The organism is Oleiharenicola lentus (assembly GCF_051660365.1).
GTDB lineage: Bacteria > Verrucomicrobiota > Verrucomicrobiia > Opitutales > Opitutaceae > Lacunisphaera > Lacunisphaera lenta_A.
In genome coordinates this window covers 823,415-842,881 of sequence record NZ_JBOZXB010000001.1, presented here as the reverse complement: position 1 = coordinate 842,881, position 19,467 = coordinate 823,415, and the positions used below count along the sequence as shown (strand labels likewise).

At 61.3% G+C, this 19,467-nt stretch carries 12 protein-coding genes; 5 read left to right on the top strand and 7 right to left on the bottom strand.

Annotated features, from left to right (window positions below):
- Positions 1–5: 5 nt before the first annotated feature.
- The 3 genes from ACRRQW_RS03135 to ACRRQW_RS03125 all read right to left on the bottom strand — a co-directional run bounded on the left by ACRRQW_RS03135 (position 6) and on the right by ACRRQW_RS03125 (position 3,916).
- Positions 6–1,760, bottom strand: a complete 1,755-nt coding sequence (locus tag ACRRQW_RS03135; protein ID WP_438479798.1) for an ABC transporter ATP-binding protein — start codon at positions 1,758–1,760, stop codon at positions 6–8.
- Positions 1,761–1,774: 14 nt separating this feature from the next.
- The gene (locus ACRRQW_RS03130; RefSeq protein WP_438479797.1) at positions 1,775–2,881 is read right to left on the bottom strand and encodes a Gfo/Idh/MocA family protein; all 1,107 of its coding nucleotides are present in this window, start codon (positions 2,879–2,881) and stop codon (positions 1,775–1,777) included.
- 147 nt (positions 2,882–3,028) lie between these two features.
- Positions 3,029–3,916, bottom strand: a complete 888-nt coding sequence (locus tag ACRRQW_RS03125) for a formylglycine-generating enzyme family protein (protein ID WP_438479796.1) — start codon at positions 3,914–3,916, stop codon at positions 3,029–3,031.
- Positions 3,917–3,967: 51 nt separating this feature from the next.
- On the opposite strand from ACRRQW_RS03125, the gene ACRRQW_RS03120 reads away from it, so the two are divergent.
- From ACRRQW_RS03120 to ACRRQW_RS03110, 3 genes are all read left to right on the top strand, one after another.
- Complete coding sequence (locus ACRRQW_RS03120; protein ID WP_438479795.1) at positions 3,968–6,802, top strand: histidine kinase; 2,835 nt, start codon at positions 3,968–3,970, stop codon at positions 6,800–6,802.
- A gap of 8 nt (positions 6,803–6,810) precedes the next feature.
- The gene (locus ACRRQW_RS03115) at positions 6,811–7,599 is read left to right on the top strand and encodes a LytR/AlgR family response regulator transcription factor (RefSeq protein WP_438479794.1); all 789 of its coding nucleotides are present in this window, start codon (positions 6,811–6,813) and stop codon (positions 7,597–7,599) included.
- A 201-nt stretch (positions 7,600–7,800) separates the two neighbouring features.
- A complete protein-coding gene (locus ACRRQW_RS03110; protein WP_438479793.1) occupies positions 7,801–8,775 on the top strand; it encodes a PEP-CTERM sorting domain-containing protein in 975 nt (324 codons plus the stop codon).
- Between the two features lie 151 nt (positions 8,776–8,926).
- Here ACRRQW_RS03110 and ACRRQW_RS03105 read toward each other — a convergent pair whose 3' ends face one another.
- Positions 8,927–10,252: a DUF455 family protein gene (locus ACRRQW_RS03105; protein ID WP_438479792.1), complete on the bottom strand. Its 1,326-nt coding sequence runs from the start codon at positions 10,250–10,252 to the stop codon at positions 8,927–8,929.
- Between the two features lie 105 nt (positions 10,253–10,357).
- On the bottom strand, positions 10,358–11,281 hold the full coding sequence (locus ACRRQW_RS03100) for a phytanoyl-CoA dioxygenase family protein (protein WP_438479791.1): 924 nt from the start codon (positions 11,279–11,281) through the stop codon (positions 10,358–10,360).
- Positions 11,282–11,354: 73 nt separating this feature from the next.
- On the opposite strand from ACRRQW_RS03100, the gene ACRRQW_RS03095 reads away from it, so the two are divergent.
- Positions 11,355–12,206, top strand: coding sequence for a helix-turn-helix domain-containing protein (locus tag ACRRQW_RS03095; RefSeq protein ID WP_438479790.1), 852 nt, complete (start codon positions 11,355–11,357; stop codon positions 12,204–12,206).
- 239 nt (positions 12,207–12,445) lie between these two features.
- Here the strand turns inward: ACRRQW_RS03095 and ACRRQW_RS03090 are convergent, their stop codons facing one another.
- Together ACRRQW_RS03090 and ACRRQW_RS03085 are read right to left on the bottom strand one after the other, a co-directional pair.
- A complete protein-coding gene (locus tag ACRRQW_RS03090) occupies positions 12,446–14,785 on the bottom strand; it encodes a hypothetical protein (RefSeq protein ID WP_438479789.1) in 2,340 nt (779 codons plus the stop codon).
- A gap of 2,574 nt (positions 14,786–17,359) precedes the next feature.
- Positions 17,360–18,280: a helix-turn-helix domain-containing protein gene (locus ACRRQW_RS03085; protein WP_438479788.1), complete on the bottom strand. Its 921-nt coding sequence runs from the start codon at positions 18,278–18,280 to the stop codon at positions 17,360–17,362.
- Between the two features lie 99 nt (positions 18,281–18,379).
- Here ACRRQW_RS03085 and ACRRQW_RS03080 point away from each other — a divergent pair, with 99 nt between their 5' ends.
- Entirely contained in the window at positions 18,380–19,432 is a 1,053-nt protein-coding gene (locus tag ACRRQW_RS03080) for a Rieske 2Fe-2S domain-containing protein (RefSeq protein ID WP_438479787.1), read from the top strand.
- The last annotated feature ends 35 nt before the right edge of the window (positions 19,433–19,467 follow it).

The window sequence follows — 19,467 nt, the reverse complement described above, 5'->3', positions numbered from 1 at the left end:
AGAACTTAGAGGTGAAGGAAATCGGTGCCAGTATTTTGCGCGGCTACCAGGCGGGCAAAGGCCCCGCCGCTGGCGGTGAGCGTTTTGAAATCGCCTTCTTCGCTGATGCGACCGCCGGCGAGCACGATGATGCGGTCGGCGTTGCGAATCGTGCTGAGGCGGTGCGCGATCGTGATGACCGTGCGACCTTCCGAGAGGCGATCGAGCGCTTCCTGAATCAAATGCTCGCTCTCGTAATCGAGCGCGGAGGTCGCTTCGTCGAGGATGAGCACGGGCGGGTTGCGCAAAATCGCGCGCGCGATCGCGAGGCGTTGCCGCTGGCCGCCGGAGAGCGTGGCGCCGCGTTCGCCGACGAGCGTGTTGTAACCTTCGGGCAGGCGGTTGACGAACTCTTCCGCGTTCGCTTGCTGCGCGGCGGTGCGGACTTCCGCGTCGGTCGCGTCGGCGCGGGCGAAGCGCAGGTTGTCCGCGATGGAACCAGAGAGGAGCAAACTATCTTGCAACACGACTGCGAGCTGGCGGCGCACCCAGCGCATGTCCCAGTCGGCTTGGGCGACACCGTCGATGAGGATGCGGCCTTCGCTCGGCGCGTAGAGTCCGAGGAGTAAGTTCGCGAGCGTGCTCTTGCCGGAGCCGGATGGGCCGACAAAGGCCACGTGTTCGCCCGCGCGGATCGAGAGCGTGATGTTGTGCAACACGCGGCGTTCGGGCGCGCTCGGGTAGGCGAAGGAGACGTCGTCGAACACTAGTTCGCCGTGCAGGCGATCGACGCGCTTGGTGCCGTTCCACGCTTCGACGTAGGCGGAATCGAGGAGTTCCTTGATGCTCGTGTAGCTCTCGCGACCGATGAAATATTGCTCGCTCAATCCGACGAACGCCTGGATCGGCCCAAGCACAATCGGCAGGCCGGCGACGAACGCGAACAGCGTGCCGTAGGAAATCGTGCCGCGAATCGCGAGCGCCGCACCGCCGGCCATTACGACGAGCGAGATGACTTGCGTGCTCACATACCAGAACGTGCCGAAGATGGCGTTGGTGTAACTTTGGCTGACGCGACTGCGCGCGAACGCCGTGCTCGAACGATCGAGGTCGGCCTCGGCTTGTTTTTCCTCGCCGAAGCTGCGCACGAGGCGGAGTGCGGAAATATATTCGCTGGCGGTGCCGGTGAGTTTTTCCTGCGCGAGGCGCGCTTCGTTGTTCGTGCGCTGGATGCTCGCGAAGAATTTATATTTCGCGAACGCGTAGGCCGGCATCACGAGCGCGAGCACGATGGCGAGCTGCCAGTTGAGAATCGCGAGGATGAAAAAAATGCAGGCGCCGTAGAGGACGTTCGGCAGGAATTGATTCAGGATGTTGTAGAGCAGCGCTTCGACTTTCTGAGTGTCGAACGCGTATTTCGAAAGCAGGCGGCCGGTCTTTTGCTGGTCGAGATAACCGAAGCTCAGGAACTGCAATTTGAAGAAAAGTCGCGAGCGCAGTTCGACCATCATCTGCGCCATGGCCTTCGCGATCACGTTCGAGCCCCACACGGAAAAGACGTAGTGCGCGCCGAGCAGGACGAGAAAGATCCCGCTGAGTTCGAGGATCTGCGTGATGTCGCGGTTCGGCACCGCGACATCGATCATGCGTTGGAAAAGCCACGGACACGGTGCGACGGCGAGAGAGCGCAACAACGCGAGCCCGAGGCCGCGCGAGAGCCGGGCGCGGCTGTTCCACAGGTAACCGGTCAGCGTGCGCGATGCGATGGCCTCGCGGATCATGCGGCGAAAAGCGCTTAGGCTTTGGCGCGACCTTTCCGCGGCGGCGCCATGTTGCCGTGCAACGCAGTGTAGAAAGGATCGCCGGGCTTGATCGAATTGCGTTTCACGATCTCGCCCGTGTAGGCGGATTTGTAGATCGCGGTGAGCAATTCGAGTGTGCGGTGCGATTCGACGCCGGAGGTGAGCGGCTGGCGGTTGGCGTCACGATCTGCGACGAGCGCCACGAGTTGCGCGCCGTGCGTGGAGCCGACGTCGGGCGGGAAACTTTGCCACGCTTGCATAAGACTATCGTCCTGCGCGGGCGGGACCGGCGTGAGTTTCCAGTTTTCCTTCGTGTAACCGTAAAGGTGCGTGAGCTCGACGGTGGCTTTTTGGTAGTCGAGCCGGATATAAGTTTCCTGACGCGGGCTGAGCGCGCTGTTGACGATGGACGCGTGCACGCCGTTGGCGAAGGTCACGATGGCCATCGAGATATCTTCGACTTCGATATCGCGATCAGAAGTGGCGGCGACGGCGCGGACTTCTTTCCAGTCACCGAGCATGTGCAGCAGATGATCCATCGCGTGAATGCCAAGACACATCGTGGAGCCGCCGAGGGCGTCTTTCCACGTGCTGCGCCATGGCACCGCATAGTAGGCTTCGTCGCGATACCAGAGCGTGTTACACACGGCGACGAGCGGTTTGCCGAGCTGGCCGCTGTCGGCGAGGCGACGCAGATGCGCGGTCGACGACGCAAAACGCATCTGGAAAATGCACGCCGTGTAATTGCCGGTGCGCTTTTCGGCATCCTGGATTTGCGCGAGTTCTTCGAGCGACCCGCACAAGGGTTTTTCGCAAAGCACCCACGCGCCGGCTTCCATGGCGGCGACGCTCATCGGCGTGTGTTGCGCGGGCGGAGTGGCGACGAGCACGAAGTCCGGTTTCAGCTCGCGCAGCATCTGCGTGTAATCGGTGTAAACGTGCGGGATGCCGTGGCGTTTGCCGAACGCTTCGACGCGACCGGCATCGATATCCACGGCGGCTTCGAGCGTTACGCGACCTTGCGTCGCTTCAACTGCGCGCACGTGCGCATCGCCAATGGAGCCAGTGCCGACGAGCGCGGCGCGATAAGTTTTTTGCATGAAAGACAGGAAGACCTTGAAACCGGTAAAGAGACCGGGGTGGGGCTAGTTACTGAAAGCGGAAATTTTCAGCCACGCCACAGGAAATATTATGAAACGGGCTGAAAATTACACGGCTGCACGGAACCCCATCTAGGTAGGGCAAAATTAGCGTGTTTCGGCAGGTTTGGCGACAGGTTCAGGCACGAGGGCGACGCGGAAACCGGTGTTGATTCCTTTGCTCGCGCTGCGGCCCCACAAGCGCACGCCGGAGCGGCAGCCACCGCGACCGCTCCCTACGGAACCTCCGCGAACGATCCGAAACTGTTCGATCACCGGACCGACTGGATCCGTGACGCTTCCGCCCGGGTAGGACTCGTAGTAATCGAGGCACCATTCGACCACGTTGCCGTGCATGTCGTAAAATCCCCACGCGTTGGGCAACTTTTGCGCCACCGGATGGAGTTGGCCTCCGCTATTTTCCCGGTGCCACGCCATCGCATCGGGATCGCCCGAGAAAGGGCCAGTGGTGCCGGCCCGACAGGCGTATTCCCACTGGGCCTCGGTGGGCAACGCGTAGTTATAGCCGGTCGGCAAACGGCCGGCGGCGCGTTCGCGGGCGGTCAGCAACTGGCAAAACCGCATGGCCGATTCCCATTGTAACTGATCGGCCGGGTAATGCGCGCCGCGCCGCGACACCAAGGCGACATCAGAGACGACTGCCAGCCATTGCTCCTCGGTGATCTCCGTTCGTGAGAGCCAGTAACCCCGTGAAAGCGTAACGAGCGTGTCATCCTCCTGGGCGAGCGGACTACTGGCGAGAAAGGTTCCGGGTTCGACCCAAATCATCGCGATATCCGGCGCAGCGACCTGGAAATTTGCTCCTGGCGACGGGGTTTTACCGCGTGGCGCCGGCGCGGCTTCGGTGGCGGGCAGCACCGACGCCGCGACCAACAAACCGATGAAACTAAGCGCGTGCCGGAGCATGATGGAGTGACGCTGCAAAGTTGGTGTGCCGGGGGCAATGGTGAGTTTAAGGAGAATTTTTTGCCGCATATCGGGAAAATAATCGCCTCGTGCCGTGCGTGCGAAAAGCTGTCGGCCACCATGTCCCCGATTTTCTCCGCCGCCGCGCGCTGGGTTTTTCCGGGCGCGCAATTCGCGCGGGTGACGGTCGTGATCCTGGCGGGATTACTCACTCAGCCCATTTCGCTTCGCGCGATCAGCAACGAACTCGGCCGGCCCATCGTGCGCGAGTTTACTCCCGGGAAATATCGGCTGCCGTATTGGTGTCCAACCGGAGTGCAGGATGCGGCGGGGTATGTTTATGTTGCGACTGGGGTGTATGCGTCGGTTTACGATGGCTCGGAGATGCGGATCATTGCTTTGCCGACCGACTCGGCCGGCATCCGGCAGTTTGCGCTCGGAAGCGACGGGCGGGTGTATGCAGCCGGACCGGGCGTGATCGGGTATTTCCGCGGGGCAGGTCCGACGGCGGAATTTGTGTCGCTCGCCAATTTGCTCCCGCCGGAAGCACGCAATTACGACGAACTCCAGGCGGCGGTGGCGGTGGGCGATGCGGTCTATTTTTCCGACGAGGAAAAAATTCTCGTGTGGCGCGCGGGCAAGTTCACCGCCGTGCCGTGTCCGACCCCGTCACGTTCGCGCGGGGCGCGGCTGCACCGCATCGGGGATGAGCTCTACCTGACGATTCCTGGGCAGCCGCTCAGCCGGTTGCGCGAGGGTCGCATCGAGCCGGTGTTGGATCACGCGATTTTTCGAGAGCAGACGGTCCGCCTCCTCGAACGTGACGCCACGGGTGCCTGGGTGATGCTCACGGCGGAACGCGGGACTTTCCGCGCCGGGCCGGACGGTCGGGTGGAGCCGCTGGCCGTGGAAGCCAACCGCTGGCTGGCGGGCAAAGTGGTGAACCACGCGTTGCGGCTGGGCGATGGGTCGCTCGTGGTCAGGTATGCATTTCGAAGCGGCGATGGGGGCGCGCGATTCGACGCCGCGGGGCGTTATCTCGGGCCGATCGATCATTCCAGCGGACTATATATGAAGACGCTGCGCGGATTTTTCACCGATCGCGAAGGTGGCCTGTGGATTGGCGCGGAAGCGGGGCTGTTTCGCGTTGAATGGCCGTCTGCGGTGACGTTGTTCGATGGCGTAAACGGCCTTGGTTCGCGTGGTGCGGCGGTATGCGTGCGGCACGGTGGCGCGTTGCACGTGGCGTCGGACGACGGCGTTTACCGTTTGGTGGCGAGCGATGAGACGAGTGGGCGCGCGGCTTACTTTGAGCGTTTGCTCGATGCGCGCGCTTACGATATGCGCTCGCAAGCCGATGCGTTGGTCGTGGCGGTGGAGGGCGCGTTGTTTGCTTCGGGTGCAAACGGCACGCTCGTGCGCGTGGCGGAACTTGCGCCTGGACGCACGCGCTTGCTCGCGGTGCCCGGCGATCCTGCCGCCGTGTGGGTGTCGACCTCGGCCGGGATTTATGCGGTGCGGCGACAGACTAACGGCAGCTGGCGCGACGAAGGCTTGCTGTCGGCGAAACAGGCGGCGCAGTTGCCGCAAGCGCAAGCGGAGGCGCGGCTGGCGCGCTGGTTACTGGACACCGCAGGCGTGAGGCGGGCGCCATCGGGAAAAACGGATGGAGCGTTGTTGCCGCGGCTCGTCACGAGTGTCACTGGCTCGCCATTGAGCGTGTTCGAGGAAATCGCGAGCGACGGAACGGAGATAGTGTGGGTGGCGGGATTGAAAGGGCTTGCGCGGGTGGAGACGGCGCGGGTGTTTCGCAAACCGACGCCGTTCGCGGTGCAATTGCGAGCCACCGGCGCGAACCCGGGTGAGCGGTTGCCGCGGCGACACGCAGCGATCGAGTTTAGTTTTGAAGCGCTGCGGCATCAGTTGGAAAACTCGGTAGTGTATCAAACCCGGCTGGCCGGTTACGAAAGCGAATGGTCCGAGTGGAGCCCGGTGCGCAAACGCGGCTTCGCGGCGCTGCCCGGCGGGAGTTACCGGTTCGAGGTGCGGGCGCGCGACGCGGACGGCAACCTCGCGCAGCCGGCGGTGTTTGCGCTGACGGTGGCGGAGGCGTGGTGGCGCACTGGCTGGGCGTGGGCGGGTTATCTTGTGGTGAGCGCCGCGGCAGTGGCGGGGCTCGTGCGATTCCGCACGCGGGCGTTGCGTCTGCGGGCGGCGCAGTTGGAGGCGGTCGTGGCGAAGCGCACGCTCGAACTCGCGCAGCGCACGGAAGAGCTGGCTCTGCGTAACGCCGAGCTTGTCCGTCTCAATCAACTCGAGCTCGACGAAAAAATCTCCGCGCGACTCGCCGAGGAAAAGGCGCGGCTCGAGGTGCTGCGTTACCAACTGAATCCGCATTTTCTCTTCAACACGCTCGCGTCGATCAGCGCGGCGTTGCCGTTGGATGAATCGCCCGCGCGCACGATGGTGGAGCGGCTCGCGGATTTTTGCCGGCTCACGCTGCACCGCGCCGACGAGCGCGACTGGACGACGCTCGGCGAGGAAATCGAATTGCTCCGCGCTTATCTCGAAATCGAAGAGTCGCGTTGGGGCGATTTGCTCGATGTCGAAATCACGAGCGATCCCGCTCTCGAGCACGAACGCCTGCCGCATTTTCTCCTGCTGCCGCTCGTGGAAAATGCGCTCAAATATGGGCGCGCCACCAGTCCCGACCGCGTCGGCATCAAGCTCGCCACGCATCGCGACACTGACGGTGCGCTCGTGTTGGAAGTCGCGAACACTGGCGCATGGATCGAGCCCGCTGAGGAGAAAACGGTCTCGTCGCTCGGCATCGGCCTGGAAAATTTGCGCGAGCGGCTTGGGCGGCACTACCCGCGCTCCCATTGGCTCGACATCGCCGCGGCTGACGGTTGGGTGAAAGTCACCTTGCGCGTGAAAACACCCCGCTTGCTCTGACTTATCCCATGTTGCGCGCTTTGCTCATCGAAGACGAAACCGCGTTGCGCGCCGATCTGCGCGCGAAACTCGGGCGACACGCCGCCGAGATCACGGTCGTCGGCGAGGCCGCGACGATTCGCGCGGCGCGCGCGCTGTTAGCAGCGCCGGATTACGATGTGGTGTTTCTCGACGTGCAACTGGTCGGTGGCAACTCGTTCGACCTCGTGCCTGAAGTGAAGCCCGGTGCACGCATTGTGTTCGTGACAGCCTACGAAGCGTATGCGGTGCGCGCGTTCGAAATCAACGCGCTCGATTACCTGCTTAAGCCCGTGACCTCGGCGCGGCTCGCGGTCGCGTTGCAACGCGTCGCCAGTGCGCCGCCCTTTTACCCCGCAGCTGATTCGACGCCACCGGTCGCAAGGCCCGGAAGTGAGGAAGAGGCTCTCGCCGGGCCGGCGTTGCGGATCGAAGACACGGTGTATTTGCGCACGGGATTGCACGCGCGGTTCGTGCCGGTCGCGCGGATCAGTTTGATTGTGTCGCGCGAAAATTATTCCGAGGTGCACCTCGCGGACGGGACACGGGTGTTTCTTCGCAAAAGTCTGAAGGCGTGGGAGGACACTTTGCCGGCCACGCATTTCATGCGCGTGCACCGCACGCAGATTGTGAATCTCGCGCGAGTCAAAAGCTACCAGCGCGATGGCGACGAGCACACGGTGCTCCTCGTGGATGGAGTGGCCGAGCCGGTGCCGGCGAGCCGCTATCGCTGGAGTGAATTGCGCGAGCGGCTCGCGGCGATTCGGCCCGCGCTCTAAGCGGAAAGGCGTGCGTTTTTTGCCGGGCTCAAACCCTGGTCGAAGCGTTGCCCGCGATTGGTCACGCGCGCTCCGCGATTCGTCACAGCTGCGTCGACGCACGGCCGAACGCTAATTTCCAATTTCGCTGCACAATGCGTGCGGGGAATTCCTGCCGCGAACACACACCGTCAACCTGCCGCTACCGCTTACCCATATCTTATGAAAATGTCATTGTCGTCGTTGATTCCCCTCCGCCCGGTCCATGTTCGGGCTGCGTTGATTGCCGCTCCTGCGTTTTTCTTTTTTTCGATCGCCAGCGCCCAGTCAATTTTTGTGGCGAACTGGGGCAACGGCACCAATGGCGCAGGCTCAATCAACACCTTTAATCTTAACGGCTCGGTGGCGACTACCGGGTTGATTACCGGGCTGACGCAGCCGAGCCAGATCGAGATTTCAGGGAACGATCTTTATGTCGTGAGCGTGAGCGGAAACTCGGTCGGGAAGTATGACCTGACCGGTGCGGGTGGAAACTTGCTGACGGGATTGACCTCGCCGACCTCGCTCGCGGTGTCCGGCGGCAACCTGTTTGTCTCCAGTGCCAACGGCACGATTTCCCGCTACAATACCGCGGGCACGTTTCTCGACTCGTTCAGCACAGGCTTCACGTATATCAGTAGTATCACGGTAGGCGGCAGCAGCCTCTATGTGGCGGGCACAAAATTTGATGGAATGAGCAATGCCGGCCAGCTGAGTTCTTTTTCCACTTCGGGTGGCAGCGAAGTGTCGATCCTCGACCACGTGGTTGGCGTCCAAGGGCTGTCTTTTTCCGGCAGCACGCTGAGCTACCTCACGCAGCCGGCCGGCTATTCGGTGTGGAGCTTCGATGGGAGTTCGCACGTTTCGCATGCTTCCGGGATTAATGGTGCGATCGACACGACGTTTTACGGCGACACGATTTATTTCACCTACCTTAACGGTAACACCGTCGATGGCCGCCTCGGTTCTTATTCGGCTGCGGACGGTTTGAATCTCTCCCTGGTGAGCGGTTTGAACGAACCTTACTCGGTCGCAATTGGCGGAAGCGCGATTCCTGAGCCGTCCACGTATGCGGCGATGGCGGGTGCGGCGGCGCTCGGCCTCGCGATGTGGCGTCGTCGGCAACAGAAGAATGGTGCGCGCGTGACCATGGTGTAAGTGCGGCAAGCGCGCTCCGAAAAACTTAAGGCCGCTCGAAAGAGCGGCCTTTTTTGCGAGCTGGTTTTGGCGGCGGGACCATGAGCCCCGCGAGGCATCGCGATCGAAAACACAAACTCGCGGGGCTGAGGGCCCCGCCTCCAATCAAAACTTAAACTACGCCGGCGAGTTTAAGGATTTTATTTCCGGTGAGGCGCTGCTCGGGCGAAAGCGCGTGCGGCGTGCGCATGCCGTAGACTTTCGCCGCTTCGGCGAAGTGGGCCTGCGTGGCTTTCACGAATTCCTCGGTGGGGCGCGTGTCGCCGCAGAGCTTCATGATTTCCGGCAGCCAGCGGTGGCCGTAGCGCACGTGGTTTTGTTCGTCGTTGCGGTCGAAGGCGAGGAGCGTGTCGGCCTCGAAATCGTTGAGCTCGCGAATGCGATCCATCACGAGGGCTTTCGTCGGGAAACTGCCGGCTTCGAATTCCATCGTCATCATCGCGTAGCGTTCATGCGGCGGCATCTGGACGAGAATGTTGTAGAGATCGAGCGAATGCTCGAGCGTCATGAGATCGACGCCGAGTTTCGGCAGCTGGCGGAAACCAAACTGACTGTGGCGCGATTCATCCCACAAGTGGCGTGCCATGTCGTGATGCATGTCGAACGGTGCTTCGGGCGTGTCGTAGAAAATCGTCGCGAGGTAATCGACCGCGTCCAATTCCATCATCAGCCAGACGTAAACCATGAGGCGGACGACGCGCGCGTCGGTCTTCGGATCAATCAACCAGGTGCGCACGATCGGCGTCTCGTCGGGGTTGTCGGGACTGAACGCGCTGGAACAAGTCGGGTAGATGCCGCGATTGCAGGTCGCCGGGTGCGTGTATTTCCGCGCCAGGGATTCCCATTTAAAGTCGGTCGGCAGTGGCACAACGGTGTTTTCGCCGACCAAACCACCGAGCGCGGCGACGGCGGCACTCAGATGAGCGAGCCACGCGGAATCGTTGCCTTTGGCGAGGTAGGGAAGGATCTCGCGCGCGTGGCGTTCTTCATCGGCGATGAATTCTTCGACCAATTTCTTGGAAGGCCAATCCGCGAGATGATCCGTGACTCGCAGGTAGTGGCGATACGCCGCGAGCAATGCCGGTTTGATTACGCGATAGAAACCCGCGAGCGCGACGTAGGCATCCGCTGGCATGACGGTCTCGTCGAAAAGCTGACGCACACTGGCGCGCACGCTCTCGCCGGTGCCGAAGCCACTGAGTTCACGGCCACGTTCACGGATGAAGCGCGCATGGCTGGAGGATTCCCAGATATGCTGGCAGAGCAGGTATTTCAGCTCTGGTTCGCCCACGCGATAAACGAGGGTCGTCGCGGTGCGGACGAACTCGCGCTCCACTTCGAACAGCAGGCGCTGGAGGCGCGCCATATCTTGGACGGCGGCCATGCGGCCCGTAGCGGACGTGGCGGAGACTGGTGCTTTGGAGGTGGGGGCGACCATGGAGGAAAGGCGAGGGACTGGCTGGAAATGAATAAGACCTATAGGACTTACGAGTCTTATAGGCCCTATAGGAGAAAGGCTAAAAAGGAACGACCGGAGCGCTCCTTAGCAAATCCGACCCTGCTTACCCGCGGTTGTGTGGCCCGGCGGATTGATACCGACCCAACGCTCGTCGATCGGTTCGCTGGCGCGTTGATAGCGGCAGTCCGAGGAAATGCGCAGGCGGTTTTCGCTGCGGTTATCGAGCGAGGCGTGCACGAGGAACATGCCGAAGGTGATGAAGTCACCGGCTTCAAATTCGGTGGTGAGCCAGCGCTTGCCGAATTTGTTGCGGATCGCGGGAGGGTTGTGCGAGAGCGTGCCGGAGAACGTCCATTTGCCGGTCTTTGCGGCTTCGACTTCCTTCGGTTTGTTTTCGCAGAAGGCGTCGACGTCGCGGTAAACGTAGTTCTCGAGGAGATCCATACGCTTGTGCGAACCTTCGAGGACCATCAGGCCGCCGAGGGTGAAGGAGATGTCACCGTAAGGCACCCAGCACGTCATGTGCTTGTGCGTGCCGCGGCCCATGTAAGGCAGATCGCAGTGCGGGTTCGTGCCTTTGCCCGGACCGATCGCGCGCAGCCAGGTGAAATCGTAGTGGCGGACTTCTTCACCGTAATATTTGCGGTAGAACTCGTGGAGATTGCCGCTGTAAAGGAGCTTCTGGATCGCCGGATTGTTGTTGGTCAACTCAGGCTTGAACACGTAGCCAGAGCCCGGTTTGCAAACGCCGTCGATGCGCGGAAAATTTTCGTCGAGCACGCCCGCGGCCGCGAGACCATCGGTGAGGCTGGCGCGTGCGGCCATGACTTCGTCTTTGTCGAGGCCGCCCTTGATGTAGAGATAACCGTCTTCGTCGAAGCGGCGGTGCAGTTCTTCGATGTCTTCCTTGGCGTCCGCGGAATTGCGCAGGAGACCGACCTTGTCGTCGTCCATCTCGAGCTCATGACCGAAAGAATAAAGCTGGGGTAAAGAGGTGGTAATGCTCATGGGGCTTAAAATACACTGGATCGGCTTTGCATAAAATGGTTGAAGTGGGAGAACTCATGTAAATTTTGGGTGGATGCCGCCCGCCGCAAAATACAAAGCCGAACCCTGGTTACAAAGCCCGTTGCGCACCCCGGTGGGAGAGATCGAGCTCGCCGGACTCTTGCGTAACGTCACGGGCATCGATCCGGCAAATATGCGGATTTTGAGACGGTTTACGTTGGTGCTGATGGTCGAGGGCAAAGGCTATTATCGCGACGCGCGCGGCACCAAACTCGACCTCGTGCCGGGCGATGTGCTGCTGATTTTTCCAGAGATCGCCCACGCCTACGGCCCGATGCCGGGCAGCGAGTGGACGCAAATCTACTTCGTGTTCGACGGGCCGCAGTTCCAGTTGTGGCGTGCGCAGGGCCTGCTGGCCCCGGAAAGACCGCTGCTGCGGCTAGGCGTGGCCGACCATTGGCGAAGGCGGTTGCACGAGGTGGTGAAGGCCGAGCCGTTGCACCGGGCCGGCGCGCCACTGCGTGCGATGGGGAAATTTCTCTACGTGCTGACTGACATGATCGCCGCGGACGCAGACGCCTCGCGCCCGCCGGGCCGGGATGCGTGGTTGGAAAAAAGCCTGCAACTGCTCGGGAAACGCGCGAACGAAGGCTGGCTCGCGCCGCAGGAAGTCGCGCCACAAGTGGGTTTAAGCTACGAAAATTTTAGAAAACGTTTCTCCGACCTCACCGGCGAAGCGCCCGCGCATTACCAAAAACGTCGCCGGCTCGAATGGGCGTGCGCCTCCATCTGCCACGGCGAATCCACGCTCAAGGAAATCGCCGACACGCTCGGCTTCTGCGACGTGTTTCACTTCTCGAAAGCCTTCAAACAACAGTTCGGCTTCACGCCGTCAGATTACCGCCGGCGCGTGCGCGGGCATTGAGTTTTAAATGGAGGCGGGGCCATCAGCCCCGCGAGTTATGATTTTCGTAGCACGAATGTAGGTGGCGCGCTCGCGCGCCACGTTGCCCGCGAGCGGGCAACCTACAAATGCGATGCGCTCATCATGCCTCGCGGGGCTGATGGCCCTGCCTCCAGTGAGTAAGCTGAACTTAAACAAAAAACGCCGCGCTCTTGCGAACGCGGCGTCGATGCCGACCTAACAATCAGCGTGACCGAAAATTATTTCACCGGTGCGGCGCTGGCCGACCAGCCTTTCGGCCACTCGGTGCCGGGGATCGCGCGCCAGTAGATATCGGCGTCGATGCGCGGTTTATGGTGCCGGTATTTTTCCGTGAGACGCAGCTTGGTCTTCAGATGGTCGACCAGATTTTCGCCGTAAAGGAACGTAGTTTCGCCGATGCCGGAGAGCACGAGCACTTCGGACTTCGTCGTCTCCAGCAATTCGATGAGGCCGCGCGTGTTGGTGAGTTCCAGGTCGATCGAGGCCTGCAGATTTTTTTCGAAGGTCGCTTTCTCGGCGTCGGTTTTGGCGCCAATGTAGCCGTAAACATTTTCGCACCACGAGCAGACCGTGCGCAGGCTCGTGACCCAGTGGAGATACGCCCGCACGCGGTCACGGAGATCGGTGAAGACGACAGACGCTTCGCCGTGGGTAGATTTCGCGAGCTGGTCGATCTGCTCAATGAGCGGACGCAAACGCGCGATGACGTGCTGGTCCATATCGGCGGCCATTTTTGTGCCGGACTGCTGCGTGACGAGGTCGAACAACACATCCTTGCCGAGATCGACGAGACCGGGATTGTTGTTTTGGAAGCAACCGTGGCGCTCGTAATATTCGCGCTCCGCCGCGGGCACCGCTTCGAGGTCGGGCACAATCGGGCGATCCCACGTGCGCTGCCAAACGAAGCCCATCGAGCCGAACAGAGGAACGAGCGGCTGCCACATGAGTGCTTCTTCGAAAGTTTTCCACGCGTTCGAGAGATCGGTCGCGTGTGCGCTGCCAACCAGCGAGGTCGCGTAGTCGGTGAGCACGTCCTCAATCGGCTTTTCCGGGAAGAACTGCGCTGCGCGAATCGCGATGGAGTTCGGCCAGTAAGGCGCTTGCGGTGAGTTCGCGAGTCCGCCCATGGCACTCGTGCGCGTGATGCCAGTTTCGCGCACCGCGAGTAGCTTTTGGTGGATCGAGCGCGGGAAGGGCAAGCCGAGGAGTGGCTCGTGATTTTGCACGCCGGTCGCCGCGTATGTGAGCACCGGTTCAGCACCCAGTTCGCGCGTGGCGGCCAGCGCAGCCCTTTCGTTAGCCTGATCCATCGTCGTGTGGAAAATGCTGCCGGCGACCGCTTGATTCTCCGGATAACGCGGATGCGAATACGGCACGTGGTAACCGCGCACGGTCAACGACGGCGCTTCCCACGTGATGTGTTTGCCCATGCCGGACTTGATGTGGTCTTGCTCCACCTTGAAGGGTTCGAGACGCAAAATGACATCGAAGTCCGGATTGATCTGCGCGGCGGCGCCTTGAAGATTTTTCAGGTAACGCAGGATGCTTTCGCCGGCGGCCTGCGCGATCTTGTCGTGGTTGCGCCACTCGCGAATCATGTATGGCCCGCCGTTGCGGCCGACGTAGAGCGACGAGGTGTGCTCGAAGCCGGAGCCGCTATCATTTGTCCACACTGACATGTAGCTGAGATCCGGCACGGAGCGCATGATCTTTTGCAACGCCTCGCGGTAGTGGCGCATCGTGATCGGGTGATCCTGCGCCATCGTGTAGCGCGGCAGACGGGAGCGGAACGGGTGATCGACGCGCGCGCCGCGCAACGTGGGATACTTCGTGAAAAAACGTTCCGGCAGCGTGCGCGGTTCAAACATGCACACGCCCGGTTTCAAACCGTAGGTGCGGCCGAGGTTGGCGAGTTTGACGAGGTTGTTGAGATTGGCGTCGAGATAATGCGCGGGCCACGTGCCCTTCGTGAGCTCGGTGTCGACGAAGTGATTGAAGCCCGGGACGTAGGTGTAGAACTGCGGATAATATTCGAAGGCGACGAAATCCTCCATCGGCATGTGCGCTTGCAGGCCGTTGACCTCACAGTGCGTGAAACCGGCCTCGGCGAGTGACGCGAGATAACGTGCCGGATCGAAGTTACGCGCGCTGCGCCAGTATTGCGTGAGGCAACCGTCAAAGAGGGGACGATGAAAACTAAACGTCGCGGGCAGATAAAGACCGGCGGCGAGTTTCTCGCGGGTGAAGTCACTCGTGCCCGTCGCGAGCAAACGCGCGGCGGCAAAAAGAAACGCGCCGTGCGTCGCCACAATTTCACCGGAGCCGTCTTCGCCAATGCGAATCCACGTCCAGGCGGACGCGTCTTTCGCTTTCGACGGAAGTTTCGCCGGCACGCCGCGCGAAGCGAGCGACACATTAACGACGGCGCCCGAAATCGGGCCGACAGCGACACGTGCGCCAGTAAACTTGGCGAGCTCCTGCGCGGCGGTGATTTCACCGGGCTCGGCAGAGGCGGGATACGACACAAACTTCAAAGACAAGGCAGGGGTGGAAGACATAAGAAGAATGAACTGCAGGCTTTGCCCACGGAGAAGCCGGCGCAAATGCAAAGCCGGCGATAGCTCCAAAGCACACCAAACATTTCCCAAAAAGTGCATCAGCGCTGACTCGGCGGATTTCCTACGGCGTGGTGGAATTTGTTTCCCGCAACTTTTCAGGTGTCGGTGTGCTCATACTCTTGGGGCAAGCTGACGCGCCTTGCGGAAACCCACTTTCCCAATGATCCAAGACCTGCTCGCTCTCTCCGATTACGAACCGCCGATGGGCGATTTGTTTACCAATCGTCGTCTCGACGCGGGTCGCGCAGTCTGGACCAAGCCTTTGCGAGGTGAGACTGACGTGCCCAAAAAACGCATCATTCATCAACGCATCGTGCGGCTCCACGGTGATGCCAAGTTGGCGCGCATCGGCATCCGGCGCGGGCAGGGTTATCATAAATGCGGCAGCCGCCAGGATCTGGATTGGGTGGCGGGATTTCGCGTGCTCGCGTGGCAGGGCGGAAAATGGCGCGTGATTTTGCAGCGCGATGGATTGCCGCCGGATGTGCCCGTCGCGGTGCGGTGGTTTAAGCTGCCGCGTGTCGTGACTTCGGGCGTGATTATCGAACTGCGTCGCTCGGGCATCGATGGCGGCTGGACGCCGTGGAATCTCGTGATGTCGGCGTTTATGCTCGAAGGCGAAGTGCTGGCGCCACTCGCACCGCGCAACGAAAAGTTGCTGACCAAGACGCGTGTGGATTTGGCCGGTGTCCCTGCGGGTGTGAAGGCTGAGTCGAGCAACGGCGAGGTGCGTTACCGCACGGCGGATTTCGAAGTGGGTTTTGCGCTGGGTCGTCCGGGGTTTTCGTTTCTCGGTCTGCATGTCGAAGATGCCGCGAATGTCGGAAAAAATTTACTCAACACGCGTCCGCCGCTTTTCAGCCAAGGGCCGCAATTGCATCCAGTCGGGCTGCCGCCGGTGATTGCGGCGTCGGTGCGCTGTGATTTGGAAGGTTCGGTCTCCGTCGACGGCGCGCGCGTGCGTTATGAATTTGCTGCCGCCGGCCAGCATTATCGGCTGACGTGGCAGGTCTCGGCGGACGGTTTGACGTTGCACGCGGAACGTCGGGCGAAGCGTGCGCAACTCGCGTGGCACAGCGCTGCGTGGACCTTGGGTATGCGCAACAGCGCCGCACCCTCGCATGTGCTGGGTCGCTTGCTTGAAACCGGCGAGTCAGGTGCCGTCGCGTTGCCGGCGCTCGTGACGTTTCCCGCGTTCGGAAGCTGGGAAATCGGCACGTCGGCGAAGTCGGCTGGCTGGGCGCGCAGTGATTGTTACCGTTCGCACGACCTCAACACATTCGAACTGAAAGTCGGCGAGGAGCGCACGCCGGAAGGAGTGTATCGTTTGAAAGCCGGCACGCATCGCGCCACGTTTACGTTTACGCCGCGCCGACCGGCGACGTTGTTGCGCGAGGAAACGCCGGCGGTGGTGAGTCGCGCGTTGGCGCGCACGCAGTTGACTGCGCTGACGTTTCGCGCGGACACCGCGACGCTCAGTAACAATGGCGCGTCGATGCATTGCCCCATCTGCATGGACACGTGGGCAGTCGTGGCGCGTCCGCAAGGCGAGATTCTTCCCGGCTTTTCCGCGATGGAATTGCTGCGTTATTCGATCGAGCGCTGGCTCACCGGCGGACCGGGCTACGCGGCGGGCCGGCTGTTGCAAGATGGCACGTCGCACGATGCGGATGACGAGTATTTGCAAACCGGCGCCTCGGCGTTGCGCGGGCTCGGCGAGTATTTGCGCCATGCGGCGACGCCGAAATGGTATCGCGAATTCCGCCCTTACATCCTGCAGAAACTCGAAGCCGCGCGCGACCGCGACCTCGATGGCGACGGCCTGATCGAGAGCATGCACCGCACTGGCGTGAGTGGCACGAAGCAATGGAGCACGTGCTGGTTCGACGTGATTTCGTTCGGTTGGAAAGATGCGTTTGCCAACGCGATTCTCTACGGCGCGTTGATCGAACTGGCGTCGGGCCTGCAACGTTTCGACGAAGATGCGGAAGCTGAAAAAATGGCGAAGTGGGCGGGGTGGCTGCGCGCGAATTATCGCGATACGTTTTTCAACCCCGCTACCGGCTGGATCGCGGGCTGGCGCTGTCGCGAGGACAAGTTGCACGACTACGCGTTTCTCGCCGTGAACGGCGCCGCGATCGCTGAAGGCCTGCTCTCGCCGGAGGAAAGCCGCACGATTTTGCGTCGGCTGCTCGGGGAGATGAAAAAAGTCGCGTTGCCTGATGCCACGTTTGGTTTGCCGGGTAATCTCTGGCATATTCCCGACTACGATTTGTCGGATATCATTCAGGGATATCCGCTCGGGTATTATCAGAATGGCGGTCGCACCCATTCGCAGACGCGGCATTTCGTGATGGCGCTTGCGCATTGCGGATTCGAACGCGAGGCGGATGAAATTCTGGAAAAACTTTGCATCGGTCTCGCGGAAGCGCGGGTGTTTGGCGGCAACCAAAGCGGCGTCGACTGGCGTTATTGGGACGATCGGCCCTGCGGTTACGAAGGACTGCTCACCGATCAGTTCGGCGTGCTCGAAGCGATTTTTTGGCGCTGGGGTCGCGCGGCAGAAGTGCCTTTGCGCGGTGCAGCCGGCTTGGTCTCGGCGCCACCGCGCCGCCACGCGAGCGGACTCGTGCGCTCGGCGGCTTTGAAGGCGCGATAAAATGTCGTGATGTCCTCGAAGCCGCATTCGTAACCGATCGAGAGCACCGAGCGGTCGCTCTCGCGCAGCAATCGGCGCGCGTGGGCGAGACGGTGTTTTTGTAGCGTTGCGAGCCACGATTCGCCGGTGACTTCGCGAAAAAGTTGCGTGAAATGGCGTCGGCTGAGTCCGAGTGAGGCGGCGGCGTTATCGACGGTGTGGCGGCGATAAAAGGTGTGTTGCAGCGTCTCCACGTAGGCCTCGATGCGTGCGCGCGTCGGTTGATCGGTGCGCGCGGTCGCGGGCTTTTTCTTTTCGTCGGCGGCCCGCGTGACGATGCCGAGCGCCTGAAACGCCAGGCCGACGCGCATGAGCTCGGAGCCGGTCCGTGCGAGCGTTTGTTCGTGAAGCAGATGTCGGATCAGGCTGCGCAATTCCGCGCTCCACACCGGCGAGGGAAAGTGACGATACGCGCGCAATGTTTCCGGCAAAAGGGTTTCCTGGGTGAGCGCTCTGGCGGAGACGCAGAGCGCATAGAGGGAGAGCGGCCGCGGGCCGTCGTCCTCAATGTGGTGTTGCTCGCCCGCTGGCACCATGACGACGTCGCTGGGGTGGAGCGGTTCGCGACGGCCGCTGCGCACGAGCCAGCCATGGCCGGAGAACGGTTGGATTAATTTCCAGAAATCATGCCTCACCGGCGACATCTGAAATCCACGCGCGTGGTGACTCTCGAGCACGAAAATCCCGCAGGCCGGAAACTTTACCTCGATGGGTTGCTGCGCGCGGGGGTCGAACATGCTGAAACTCGATTTCAACGAATCGCCCGATTTGCAAAGCCTAATTGCCCGAGCCGCCACGACGACGAGCGCCCAAACTGATACGTTGATCCACCCCTTATGATCCTTACCGAAGACGTCGTCTTTAACGCGCTGAAGCGCACGTGGCAGCCCGTGGCTAATTCCGAATCTCTCGAGGCCGGAAAGGTGATGGGCTACACGTTGCTCGAAACCGAACTTGTCATTGCCCGATTTGCGAACGGCGCTGTGCTCGCGGCTGATGTGGCGTGTCCGCACAAAGGCGCACGTTTGTCCGCCGGCTGCATTCGCGATGGCGAGTTGATGTGCCCGTATCATGGCTGGCGTTTCGACGAAAAAGGCGCGTGCCAGTCGATTCCGTCGCTGCTCGAGCCGAATCCGGACAAGCAGGCGCTCTCGCATTTGAAAACCTATGCGACCCAGGAGCGTTATGGTTTCATCTGGGTGAAACTTGACCCGTCTTTGCCCGCGAATGGCGAAGCGCACGAGTTGCCTGATATTCCGGAGTTCGAAGACGCGCGTTGGACATATCGCATGGGGCCGCCAATGAAATTTCAGGCCGGTTGGCGGCGCGAGGTGGAAAATTACTTGGACATGTCGCATTTCGCTTTCGCGCACAGCAGCACGCTCGGCGTTTCGGCCGATCCGCGCATCCGTGACATGACGATCACGGTGCAAGACGACGGCGGCTACCAGATGGACGCGCCGTTTCCCGCGTTGGACAACAACCACGAGATGCCGGGCAAACTCCAGAGTGCGCACCATCGGCGGCAGCGGAGTTATTTGCCGAATTTCACGACGATTCGTCAAAGTTTTCATGATGGCGATGAACGCGTGCTCGTGCACATTCCCTCGCCGAACACGCGCGAGAGTTGCACGTGTTTCTGGTCGCTTGCGATCTCGCCGGGGTTTCGCGGGCCGGCGCCGGAATCTCAAATCGAATTTGCGGTGAAGGTGCTCGACGAAGACCGCCAGATGTGTGAACTGCAGATGCCGCGTGAAGTGCCTATCAATCCGACGCGTGGCGGGTGGGGCGTCCTCGTGATGCCTGGCGACACCCTCGCCAACACTTTCCAAAAACAACTCCGACGCTGGCTCTCCGCGAGCGTCGAAACCAAAGTAACCCCAAACTAACATGTGTTCGCTCTGTTCTATTCCGTCTGACGTCG